The organism is Bacteroides faecalis, assembly GCF_003865075.1.
GTDB classification, from domain to species: Bacteria; Bacteroidota; Bacteroidia; order Bacteroidales; family Bacteroidaceae; genus Bacteroides; species Bacteroides faecalis.
Window position 1 is genome coordinate 305,118 of the sequence record NZ_BHWB01000001.1, and the last position, 12,494, is coordinate 317,611.

Below are 12,494 nucleotides of genomic sequence, written 5' to 3' on the forward strand. Positions count from 1 at the left end.
GTAATTATATTATATTCTTTTTTTTATTGTTTCCTATGTTGATATGGGGACAAGAAACTGAGACGCTAACCATTTTACAAACCAGTGATGTACATAGTCGGATAGAACCAATTACACAAAAAGGAGATCAAAATTATGATAAAGGAGGATTCGTTCGCCGAGCCACATTTCTTTCTCAATTCCGTAAAGATAATCCCCATGTATTATTGTTTGATTGCGGTGACATTTCTCAAGGTACTCCTTACTATAATATCTTTAGAGGAGAAGTAGAAATCAATCTGATGAATGAAATGGGTTATGATGCGATGACAATCGGTAATCACGAATTTGATTTTGGTTTGGATAATATGGCACGCATTTTCAAGTTGGCTAAGTTTCCGATAGTGTGTGCCAATTATGACTTGGATGCTACTGTACTTAAAGATATAGTGAAACCGTACGTAGTCTTAGAACGTTATGGTTTAAAGATTGGTGTCTTTGGGTTAGGAGCCCAGCCTGAGGGATTGATACAGGCTAATAAATGCGAAGGAGTAATCTATAAAGATCCCATAGGCGTTTCAAACGAAATAGCAGAACTATTGAAAGAAGAAGGATGTGATATTATTGTTTGTCTGTCACATTTAGGAATCCAGATGGATGAGAGATTAGTCGCAAATACCCGTAATATTGATGTAATCTTAGGAGGACACTCACATACTTTTCTGAAAGCTCCAAAGAACTATTTGAATATGGACGGCAAAAATGTCCCTATTATGCACACTGGTAAGAATGGAATTTATGTTGGACGCTTGGATTTGACCTTAAATAAAAAATGAGAATATTGATATTTGTGATAGCTGTATTTTTAATCCTTCCTCTCAAAGCTCAGGGAGTGGCTACTGGTACAGCTGTAGAACCCTTATTACTTTATAAAGCCAATCAGGACAAACAATGCCGTCAATGGGTAGATTCTGTTATGAATAAGCTTACTCTCAAAGAAAAGGTTGGTCAATTATTTATTTATACCATTGCTCCTGTTGATACCAAACGTAATCAGATATTGCTGAAAGATGCAGTCGATACATATAAGGTTGGTGGCTTGTTGTTTTCCGGAGGAAAAATGCAGAATCAGGTAGAGCTGACTAATCTTGCTCAGCGTATGGCAAAAGTGCCCTTAATGCTTACCTTTGACGGAGAATGGGGATTGGCAATGCGTTTGCGTGGAACTCCGGTATTTCCCAAAAACATGGTGTTAGGATGTATACAAGATAATCGTTTGATTTATGAATATGGTCGGGAAATGGCCCGACAATGCAAGTTGTTGGGAATACAAGTTAATTTTGCTCCTGTCGCTGATGTAAATATCAATCCTAATAATCCGGTGATTAACACCCGCTCTTTTGGTGAAAATCCGATACAGGTAAGTGATAAAGTGATTGCTTATGCTTCCGGTTTGGAAGGAGGAGGAGTACTCTCTGTATGCAAGCATTTTCCCGGTCATGGAGATACAGATGTAGATTCGCATAAGGCATTACCTGTTTTACCTTTTACTCGCGAGCGTTTGGACAGTGTGGAACTTTATCCTTTTAAAGAAGCGATTCGTGCAGGTGTGAGTGGAATAATGGTTGGACATCTTCAAGTGCCTGTTATCGAACCGGTTAGAGGAGTTGCTTCTTCTCTTTCCCGCAACGTAGTGTACGATTTACTCACAGATGAATTAGCTTTTAAAGGCTTAATTTTTACCGATGCACTTGCAATGAAAGGAGTGTCTGGCAATCAAAGTATTTGTCTACAGGCATTAAAGGCGGGTAATGATATTGTATTGTCTCCCCGCAATCTTAAAGAAGAGATACCTGCGGTGATTGAAGCTGTGGAAAAAGGTGAGATCAGTAAAGGAGATATTGAAAATAAATGCCGCAAGGTTCTGACTTACAAATATATATTAGGATTAAAGAAGAAGCCATATATACAACTTTCTGGTTTAGGACAACGAATCAATACTCCACAGACACGTGATTTGATTCGCCGATTAAATTTGGCAGCAATAACCGTTCTGAATAATAAAAATCAAGTTCTTCCATTATATGCAGATACAAGCCAGTCAGTGGCACTACTTGAAGTTGGTGATGTAGGAGAAATGAATCCATTAGTCCAGCAACTGTCGAATTATGTATCTATATCCCGTTTCCGTCTACAACCGAATCTTACGGAAATACAAGCCCAGCAATTAAAAGACTCTCTGGCAACTTATAAACGAATTATTGTTGCAATCAGTGAACAGCGTCTTGCACGCTATCAGCCATTTTTTGCTAGATTTGCTCCTCAGACTCCGGTTATTTATCTGTTTTTTACTCCGGGAAAAATGATGTTACAGATTCAACGGGCAGTAACAGCTGCTTCGTCTGTTGTGTTAGCTCATAGTTATGATGATGATGTGCAAAAACAGGTTGCCGATGTTTTATTTGCTAAAGCGACAGCTGATGGAAGATTGTCTGCTACTTTGGGGGGGATATTTAGTGCCGGTGCAGGGGTGACCATTACTCCGCAGACTCCATTACATTTCATTCCGGAAGAATACGGTCTTTCTTCCACCATCTTGCAACGAATAGACTCTATTGCTTTGGATGGTATTCGTCAAGGAGCCTATCCCGGTTGCCAGATAGTAGTGATGAAAGACGGTCATTTGATGGTAGATAAGACATTTGGTACTCATTCTGGAGAGGGAAGTAACCGGGTACAACCTACCGATGTTTATGATTTGGCCTCACTTTCCAAAACAACAGGTACATTGCTTGCTTTGATGAAACTTTACGATAAAGGACGCTTTAACCTGACAGATAAGATTTCGGATTATTTACCTTTCCTTCAACGGACGAATAAGAAAGATATAACAATTCAAGAACTGCTTTATCATCAGTCAGGATTGCCATCAGGTATAGCTCTCTATCAGGAGGCAATAGATAAAGATAGTTATGAAGGACGATTGTTTACTGCACGAAAAGATGCACATCATTCAGTGCAATTAGGTACTTCCACTTGGGCAAATCCCCAATTTGAGTTTAAAAAAGAATATGTCTCTCCTATTGAAAAAAAAGGATATAACTTGCAAATCTCTGATAGCTTATGGTTGAATCCTACCTTTTTGAAAGAGATGGAAAAGAAAATCGTAGAGGCTCCGATGAAATCGAAAACTTACACATATAGTGATGTCGGTTTTGTCCTGTTGCGTTTGTTAGTAGAGCAATTGGCAGGTGTACCAATGGATACTTATCTTCAACGTGAGTTCTACCAACCGATGGGATTAGGACATACAGGCTATTTGCCTTTACGCCGTTTACCGAAATCAGTTGTAGTCCCTTCTTCCATCGATAACTTTTTGCGTAAGACAACACTTCAAGGATTTGTACATGACGAAACTGCTGCATTTCAAGGAGGAGTTTCCGGGAATGCCGGATTGTTCTCTACAGCGCGGGAAGTTGCTCAGGTTTATCAGATGTTACTGAACGGGGGTGAATTGAATGGCAAACGCTATTTGAGCAAAGAGACATGTCAGTTGTTTACTACAGAAGTGTCCAAAATCAGCCGTCGTGGATTAGGTTTTGATAAACCGGATACAAAGAATCCGAGGTTGAGTCCATGTGGCACTCATGCTACGGCAAAAGTATACGGACATACCGGATTCACCGGAACCTGTGCTTGGGTAGATCCTGATAATAGATTGGTTTATGTTTTTTTGAGTAATCGTATCTATCCGAAAGTAACGAACGGAAAATTGAGTAAAATGAATATCCGTGAAGACATACAAGATGTAATTTATGAGGCGATGAAGCAATAATTAATCTTTTTATTAGAAATAAAAAGTGCCCCTTTGCTTTTCATTGCAAAGGGGCACTACTATTAATATAGTCTAGTTAAATTATTTATCCTTTAGAATGACAAACCAACGCGGAAACCGAAGTTATTCAATCCATCTACACTATAGTGCAGTACATCAGCTTTATTGGTACCATAGCTGTAGTACAATGCGAAGTGCAGACCCGGTCCGTAAGCCCAAGGGAATACGTTGATACCGACTTCAGGAGAAGCATAAAAACCCCAGCAATTTTCTCTGGCTTCCAGCATATTGAAGTTAGAACGGATTTTAGCATATTCAGCACCTAATTTAGCACTAACATACGGTTGTACCATTCCACCGCGATTCCACTGATAACGTGCGGCGGCACCGAAAGGTAACTGGAACATTGTATGCTGTTGGTCAGTAGTTACATCACCTGCACCCAATTTGAATGTTTCGCGAGGAAAATACTCATGGTTGCTGTGATAATTTAAGAAGAGTCCTAAACCTAAGTTCGGAGTTACGAAGTAACCACCCTCAAAGTTCATACCCCAACCGCTGGCTTTGTCGGCAAAATTATTACTCAACGGAACGTTGAATTGCCAGTCTATATTAGCATATCCGTTGTCAGATAACTGTGCCTTAGCCGGCATAGCGAAGGCAATGGCAATGACTGCCAGGGCCATCACCTTGAAATATATATTTTTTCTTGTTTTCATAACAGTTGTAGTTGTTTATTTATTAGTAAGATAAGGGGACTGGGCGAAAGATTGGTTGACTGCTTGTACAGCGAGTGCACGGTTTATCAATTTAGAACCAGTTTCAAATCCAGTCAGATAGCTATTCCATAAAATAGGAAGTTTTTTGTTTGTACCTTGTTCTGCTTCAAGATTTACTATTTCGGTCAGGAATGAATTAGTGCTATAGCTGTAAGTCACAGCATATGGATAATACCATCCACCCCAATTTCCCCAGTAAGAAGGTCCCCAGTAACCTGGATATCCCCACCACCATTCGGGTTGTGAATAACTGGTGAAATAATAAGTACTAGCAATATAGCTCACTTGAATACCAAGATCTGCACTTTCCTGATCAGGAGCCGGTTGGTAACCTCTTGCTTCCATATTCTCCGCATAAGCAGCCAATATCTGTTCAGCACCTTCTCCTTCCAGATATTCTGGTTCCTTGCTATCGGATATGATCAGTATCTTATCTGCCAGATAGAATGTACTAAAGTCTTTAAAGTTGGCTTGCTTGTCGTAGTTAGTGTATACCAGATAATTGTCATCCAGCTTACCCATGTCCGGGTCTTTTTCGCAAGAAGCGAGTGCGAAGACCGCCAATAAAATAGGAATTAATTTCTTCATATCATTTATAATGTTTAGGTTATATAAAAATCGCGCCCTGGTACCTCGGGGCTTTTGTTACAAACAACAAGGAAAGTGTAAAAAGGTTCGCTCAAATGATTATCTTTGCCAGATAATTAACATTTTAACCATATGAAACGCATTCAAATAAATTTCGTCGGATGGCTTTCTATCCTGTTGCTGACGGCGATTATGCCATCATCTTTGTTGGCACAGGAAAGTTTTCTTCAAAAGATTGAAAAAAACACTTCTATTACCGGAATAAAGCCACTCGAAACGAATCGGTTTTCTGAGAAATATGTGATGTTTTTGACACAACCGTTGGATCATCGTCATCCCGAAAAAGGAACTTTCCGCCAACGTGTAATTGTAGGTCATGTCGGTTTCGACCGTCCTACAGTAATTGTAACTGAAGGATATGGCGCAGGGTATGCGCTGAGATCACAATACAGAGAAGAAATCTCCGAATTATTCGATGCAAATATGATCTTTGTTGAGCATCGTTATTTCCTTGAATCCACTCCCGAACCATGTGATTGGCAATTTCTGACAGCCGAAAATTCGGCAGAAGACCTGCATTCTGTGACTACTGCTTTCAAAACTCTTTACTCTGGGAAGTGGATTAGTACAGGTATCAGTAAAGGTGGACAAACGTCTCTTCTGTATCGTGCATTTTTTCCTGATGACGTTGATATCTCGGTTCCCTATGTAGCTCCTCTTTGCTATGATCTTGAGGATGGACGGCATGAACCTTTTCTTCATAGTGTATCTACGAAAGAAGACAGGAAAAAAGTAGAAGATTTTCAGTTGGAAGCTTTGAAACGAAAGGCAAGTTTGTTACCTCGTTTCGAGAAACTATGTACTGAAAGAAAGCATACATTCCGTATTCCTCTGGAAGAAATCTATGATTACTGTGTACTGGAATATTCTTTTGCTTTTTGGCAATGGGGAACTCCTGTCAGTCAAATACCGGAATCTTCTGCCTCTGACGAAATTATCTTTAGGCATTTATTGGACATCAGCGATCCTTCTTATTTTTCGGCCGAAAGCTCCAATCTTTCTTTTTTTGTACAAGCAGCTCGTGAATTGGGATATTACGGTTATGATATTACACCCTTCAAATCTTATCTCTCCATTAAAACAAGCAAAGATTATCTAAGGCACTTAATGTTACCCGAAGAATTAAAGAATATAAAGTTTGATAAGAAACTGAGTAAGAAAATTGTGAGATTTTTGAAAAAAGACGATCCGGAAATGATTTTTATTTATGGTGAAAATGATCCTTGGACAGCGGCCGGAGTCACTTGGCTTAAAAATAAGAAGAATATTCATGTCTTTTTAGAACCAGGTGGTAGCCATCTGGCGCGGATAAGTACCATGCCTGAACCTGAAAAACAGAAAATTATTTCTATTATGAAAGAATGGCTGAGCGAATAATGATTCCCGATTGGTAGGTGATGAATTTCGTATGGGTACGTATTGAATTATATAAGAAATAGTGATGAACTTCACAATAAAAACAAAGAATATCTGGGCGAATAGGATGAAAACCTGATTCGTTTAGATATTCTTAGTTCTTTTGTTTTTAGTCAAACATTACTAATCCTCAAATAATGGTTTCAGTAAATTCGGAATCTCTACTTTATCCAATTTCAGTTCATTCATCCTTTGCTTTCCGGTTGGGCTAAGATGAAAATACATTTGTCTTCTATCTTGATTTCCAAGAGTTCTGATAATTAAAGACTTTTCTTCTAAAATCCGAAGCATTTTCGATGTATGAGAAGGACTAAGCTCCGTTTGTTTAGAGAGATTAGTGGCTGTCATCTTTTGAGGCGAGTCCTGTAGGGCACATAATATAATAGCCTCATTCAAAGATATTTTATAAGTCTTTTCAAAAGCAATCTCAAAGTTGGACATTGCTCTGAATACTTCACGCATTGCACATATTGTTTTCATATATAGCTAAATATTTGTTCATTTTAAATTACTCTTTTTATATGAACAGGTTGATATTAGCATTATCAGCACGTTCCATGTAAGTTGCCACTCCGCCAATAGTTACTTTATCAAGAAGCTCTTCCTGTTTTATCCCCATCACGTCCATAGACATCTGGCAAGCGATAAATTCTACACCGTTCTCTAAAGCTTGCTGGCGCAGAGATTCCAATGAGTCAATACCTTTTCGGTTCATGATATACCGCATCATCTTCCCTCCTATACCTCCCATGCTCATTTTAGAGAGTTTCAGCTTTTTAGAGCTTGAGGGTAACATCATGCTAAACATTTTTCCGAAAATATCTTTCTCGACATTTGGCTTATTCAGCTTTTTGATAACGTTCAATCCCCAAAATGTGAAGAAGATAGTAACTTTCTGTCCCGTTGCTGCTGCACCGTTAGCTAGTACAAAAGTAGCTAAAGCTTTGTCCAGATCATCGCTAAACATAATAAAAGTTTTCCCTTTACTGTCACAAGAAGTAACAATATTGCACGATTTTGGTTCTCCTTTTTCAATAATAACTATTGATTTTCCTCCTACAGACTCTTTCTTAATCAGTTGATTCCCTGTTGAGTTACACCATGCGGCGGCATCGCGGGGGAATCCGGGATCAGTGGCTGTGATTTCTACCCGTTCTCCTGAAGAGAGCGTATCCATTGTTTTTTTCATTTTTAAGATAGGTCCTGGGCATTGTAACCCGCAGGCATCTACTTGAATCGTTTTGGCTACTTCAACAGTAGGAGTAGTCATTTTGTCTTGTTGTACGGATGCATTATTAAGTATGATAGGGGCTGTAGCAGCACGGTAAGTTTTTAGTCCCCCGGAAAGATTGCGTACGTTTTCAAATCCGTGTTGTATCAGAATTCGATAGGCGAGATAACCTCTCAATCCAACGGCACAGAAAGTATATATCATCTTATCTTTGGGAAGTTCAGCCAATCGGTCACGCAACTCATCCAAAGGAATATTCACCGCATCTGGTAGAGTTCCTAATGCAAATTCATCAGGAGTACGAACATCGAGCAACAAATTATTCTCCATCTCGATATCTCTTAGTTCCCTCCAATAGACGGGTTTCACTTTATCGGTAATTATATTTTCTGCTACATAACCTGCAACAGCTACCGGATCTTTTGCAGAAGAGTATGGAGGGGCATAAGCCTGTTCCACTTTCATCAGATCGTAAATCGTACCTTCGTGTTTAATAACAAGAGCTATTTCATCAATACGTTTATCTACTCCATCATACCCCACAATCTGTCCACCATATAACTTGCCTGTCTCTTTGTCGAAAGTAATTTTGATACTCATTGGCATTGCATCCGGATAATAGCCGGCATGCGAGGAAGGATGAATCGTACTTGATAAATAGTTGATTCCTGCCTGTCGAAGTTTTTTTCCGGGTAATCCGGTAGCAGCAACTGTTAAATCGAATACTTTCGCGATTGAAGTACCGATCGCACCTTCATAAGGGATCTTGGCTCCCAAAATATTGTCTGCTACGATACGTCCCTGGCGATTGGCAGGTCCGGCCAGATAGTTGAGCCAAGGTATGCCGGTAATCGGATGACGGAATTCGATAGCGTCACCAATGGCATAAATCGATTCATCCGAAGTTTGCAAGTAATCATTAACTGCAATACCACCCGCTTCTCCGATTGTTAATTCTGCGGCACGTGCCAGGTTTGTTTCTGGGCGTACCCCAATGGACAAAATAACAATATCTGCCGAAATAGAATGACCATCCTTAAAGAAAACTTTCAATCCTTTACCCTCTCTTTCAAAAGAAGCTACCGCTTGTCCCAAGAAAAGATTTACCCCTTTATCCATCAAGTGCTGGTGGACCAGCGAAGCCATTGAGAAATCAATGGGAGCCATTACTTGGTTTCCCATTTCCACAATAGATACTTCCGCTCCTTGTGAGTGCAGGTTCTCTGCCATTTCTAGTCCAATAAATCCAGCACCGATAACAACTGCCTTACGGGGAGCGTGCTGATTGATATATTCTTTGATTCGGTCTGTGTCCGATACATTTCTTAAAGTGAAAATTCCGTTCAGATCGATTCCCGGTAGGGGAGGACGAACGGGGGAAGCGCCCGTTGATATTAATAACTTGTCATAACTTTCTTCATAGGTGTCTTCGCTACTTTGGCGTACGGTTACCGTTTTTCTTTTTCGGTCGATAAAGATTACTTCATTTTCTGTCCGTACATCGACGCGAAAGCGTGTGGAAAATGCTTCGGGAGTCTGAACGAATAATTTTTCCCGTTCTTTGATGACTCCTCCTATGTAATACGGTAATCCGCAATTTGCATAAGATATGTATTTACCTTTCTCCAACAGAATGATTTCTGCTTTTTCATCAGTTCGTCTGATACGTGCGGCTGTGGTGGCACCTCCTGCAACTCCTCCTATAATTATTATTTTCATATTTTAATTATGTAAATAGTTTCCTATGGAAATAACAAAAAGACATACTAAATTGTTCTTAGATTCATGGAAAAAACTTATATTTGCGTATTGTTCCATTATCTCTGATTATTAATAAAAACACACATAATGAAAACACGACTGATATTTATTTTTTGCTTTCTGTTATCAGTAATGATAGTAAGTGCCCAGAATGGTCAGGAGGATTATTTGAGAAAGGTATTAGGTAATCTTGAGAAAATAGAATCAGCTACTTATTTTGTAATCGAGCAGACTTGGGAGCCAGGTGATACGACCGCATTAGTGAATAGAAGAACTTTTTGTATCGAGTACGATCATCCCGGTGATACTACTATAGGAGCGAGATTTGTCAATTTTGATGGAATTGATACTACGAAGGCTGTGTTTGGTTATGATGGAACTATTCATGCCATTGCTTATCATGATATTAAAAAGTTAGAGATAGATGATTTCACCACAAAGCCTTTACCTTTTAGACCCTTATCTTCCCCTTTCTTTAATTATACCAGAAATATAATTAAGTATGCACTTGAAACTCCAGATAACATAACAGTGGAAGTGGAGGATGATGTTGTCGACTGGCATATCAGAATCGTTATCAATGAGAATGAACAAGTCGAATTTTTTGGAAAGGCCTGCTATCTGCCTGCCAATCCATATTGTTGGGATCCTACTTCTATATATGAGTTATGGGTGAGTAAGGCAAATGATCTGCCTTATAAAGTGCGAAGGGAGATGTCGACTAACATTTCGATGAAAGAATGTCTGGATGCACAATTGAATAGTGCTTCGAAAGAGAAGTTTGATCTTTTATCGTTTTTCCCGAAGGATTATAAAATAGCGAAGTACGGTGAGAGAAAAAATGTGCAGCATGCTTCGAAACTGCTTTCTAAGAATGCTCCGGACTGGACTTTAAAAGATGCTGCTGGAAAGTCGGTGTCTCTTTCTGATATAAAGAGTAAAGCTCTATTGATACAGCTTACAGGAATAGGCTGTGGCCCTTGTCGTGCTTCGATTCCTTTCTTAAATAAACTAAGGACGGAATTTAGTATAGATGATTTGGGGCTTGTCGCTATCGAAACATGGAAGCGAGAGGGACATGCGCTTCAAAATTATATTAATCGCTATGGCATAAAATATATGCTTTTGGGTGGGACGGATGAAATAAGCAAAGAATATCAGACCGGTGGATCGGTTCCGGTTTTCTTCCTGTTGGATGAAAACCGGATTGTCAGAAATGTTTTTGATGGGTATGGTGAAAAGGTTACTGACAAAGAGATATTGAATGCTATAAATTTACTGAGCCTTTCTTCAGAATGATAATTTACTTGTTTTTGGATTCATAAAAAAGACTTATATTTGTGCACCCTGTTTTGTCATTCCTCTTTTTAAAAGATTAACTATGAGTAAAATCCTTATTATTGACGATGAGATTCAGATTCGTAGCCTCTTGGCTCGTATGTTGGAATTAGAAGGGTATGAAGTATGTCAGGCAGGTGATTGCAAAGCTGCTATGAAGCAGTTGGAGATTCAATTGCCCGATGTAGCTTTGTGCGATGTTTTTCTTCCCGATGGGAATGGGGTAGACTTGGTGCTGAATATTAAAAAGGTGAATCCCAATATTGAAGTGATTCTACTCACAGCTCATGGAAATATCCCCGATGGTGTGCAGGCAATCAAAAATGGTGCGTTCGATTATATTACGAAAGGGGACGATAATAATAAAATTATTCCTTTGATTAGTCGTGCAGTCGATAAAGCGAATATGAATGTCCGATTGGAGAAACTTGAAAAGAAAGTAGGACAAATGTATTCGTTCGATTCCATCTCAGGTGAATCGAAAGTGTTGAAAGAGGCCGTTTCATTGGCGAAAAAAGTTTCGACTACCGATGTCCCTGTTCTGCTGACCGGAGAAACCGGAACCGGGAAGGAAGTTTTTGCACAAGCAATTCACTATAATAGTAAGCGGAGCAAACAGAATTTTGTAGCAGTCAATTGTTCATCTTTCAGTAAAGAACTTCTGGAAAGTGAGATGTTTGGTTATAAAGCAGGTTCATTCACTGGAGCATTGAAGGATAAGAAGGGGCTTTTTGAAGAAGCCAATAATGGTACGATCTTTCTGGATGAGATTGGTGAAATGGCCTTCGAACTACAAGCTAAATTACTGCGTATCCTGGAAACGGGTGAATATATAAAGATAGGTGATACGAAACCTACACGTGTGAATGTGCGTATCATAGCTGCCACAAATCGTCATCTGACAGAGGAAATTAAAGAAGGGCGCTTTCGTGAAGACTTATTCTATCGTCTTTCCGTATTTCAGGTACATCTTCCGCCACTTCGCGAACGTACAGGCGACATAAAGATTCTCGCTACTGCTTTTGCAAAGAAATTTTCCGAAAAACTCTCTTATGTTATTACAGAAATGACTCCGGCTTTCTTGCAAGCGCTGGAACAGCAACCGTGGAAAGGAAATATCCGGGAACTAAGGAATGTGATTGAACGTAGTTTGATAGTCTGTGATAATGGGCATCTGGATGTTTGTGATCTTCCTTTGGAAATTCAAAACAATCATTATGAAAGTTCGGATGATAATATTGGAAGTTTCGAACTCTCTGCCATGGAACGGAGACATATTGCTCGTGTACTTGAATATACTAAAGGAAATAAGACAGAAGCTGCCCGCTTATTGAAAATCGGACTTACTACACTTTACCGGAAAATAGAAGAGTATAAGATATAAGTTGAAATTTTTGTTTCGTATAAAATTGAACTGTTTTATTCTAATTTGGAGCTGTAATGCTAAAAAATGTGATATTTGAGAGAAATACAGTGAAAAAAGAAGATATGGTATAATCTTTTATTT

At 39.2% G+C, this 12,494-nt stretch carries 8 protein-coding genes and 2 pseudogenes; 5 read left to right on the plus strand and 5 right to left on the minus strand.

The features are described from left to right. Nucleotides 1-35 precede the first annotated feature (35 nt). Together EJF25_RS01150 and EJF25_RS01155 are read left to right on the plus strand one after the other, a co-directional pair. The gene (locus EJF25_RS01150; RefSeq protein ID WP_370685683.1) at nucleotides 36-815 is read left to right on the plus strand and encodes a bifunctional metallophosphatase/5'-nucleotidase; all 780 of its coding nucleotides are present in this window, start codon (nucleotides 36-38) and stop codon (nucleotides 813-815) included. Further along, complete coding sequence (locus EJF25_RS01155; RefSeq protein ID WP_125039683.1) at nucleotides 812-3,814, plus strand: serine hydrolase domain-containing protein; 3,003 nt, start codon at nucleotides 812-814, stop codon at nucleotides 3,812-3,814. Before EJF25_RS01150 ends, EJF25_RS01155 begins: the two co-directional genes overlap by 4 nt. A gap of 92 nt (nucleotides 3,815-3,906) precedes the next feature. Here EJF25_RS01155 and EJF25_RS01160 read toward each other — a convergent pair whose 3' ends face one another. Both EJF25_RS01160 and EJF25_RS01165 read right to left on the minus strand, forming a co-directional pair. Beyond that, nucleotides 3,907-4,533, minus strand: a complete 627-nt coding sequence (locus EJF25_RS01160; RefSeq protein ID WP_125039684.1) for a porin family protein — start codon at nucleotides 4,531-4,533, stop codon at nucleotides 3,907-3,909. Nucleotides 4,534-4,548: 15 nt separating this feature from the next. Beyond that, nucleotides 4,549-5,181, minus strand: coding sequence for a DUF4136 domain-containing protein (locus tag EJF25_RS01165; protein ID WP_125039685.1), 633 nt, complete (start codon nucleotides 5,179-5,181; stop codon nucleotides 4,549-4,551). 132 nt (nucleotides 5,182-5,313) lie between these two features. On the opposite strand from EJF25_RS01165, the gene EJF25_RS01170 reads away from it, so the two are divergent. Then, the gene (locus EJF25_RS01170; RefSeq protein ID WP_125039686.1) at nucleotides 5,314-6,618 is read left to right on the plus strand and encodes a S28 family serine protease; all 1,305 of its coding nucleotides are present in this window, start codon (nucleotides 5,314-5,316) and stop codon (nucleotides 6,616-6,618) included. Between the two features lie 162 nt (nucleotides 6,619-6,780). On the opposite strand, the gene EJF25_RS01175 is transcribed toward EJF25_RS01170, so the two are convergent. The 3 genes and pseudogenes from EJF25_RS01175 to EJF25_RS01180 form a co-directional block, all read right to left on the minus strand. Then, nucleotides 6,781-7,137, minus strand: a complete 357-nt coding sequence (locus tag EJF25_RS01175) for a MarR family winged helix-turn-helix transcriptional regulator (protein WP_125039687.1) — start codon at nucleotides 7,135-7,137, stop codon at nucleotides 6,781-6,783. Nucleotides 7,138-7,174: 37 nt separating this feature from the next. Then, a pseudogene (locus tag EJF25_RS26450) lies at nucleotides 7,175-7,906 on the minus strand (DsrE/DsrF/DrsH-like family protein); the annotation flags it as partial. A 51-nt stretch (nucleotides 7,907-7,957) separates the two neighbouring features. Next, nucleotides 7,958-9,607: pseudogene (locus EJF25_RS01180) on the minus strand (FAD-dependent oxidoreductase); the annotation flags it as partial. A gap of 129 nt (nucleotides 9,608-9,736) precedes the next feature. Between EJF25_RS01180 and EJF25_RS01185 the strand changes: the two are divergent. Together EJF25_RS01185 and EJF25_RS01190 are read left to right on the plus strand one after the other, a co-directional pair. Beyond that, a complete protein-coding gene (locus tag EJF25_RS01185) occupies nucleotides 9,737-10,948 on the plus strand; it encodes a peroxiredoxin family protein (RefSeq protein ID WP_125039689.1) in 1,212 nt (403 codons plus the stop codon). Nucleotides 10,949-11,030: 82 nt separating this feature from the next. Next, nucleotides 11,031-12,371 (plus strand): sigma-54-dependent transcriptional regulator, encoded by a 1,341-nt coding sequence (locus EJF25_RS01190; protein WP_125039690.1) that lies wholly within the window; start codon nucleotides 11,031-11,033, stop codon nucleotides 12,369-12,371. Nucleotides 12,372-12,494 lie beyond the last annotated feature (123 nt).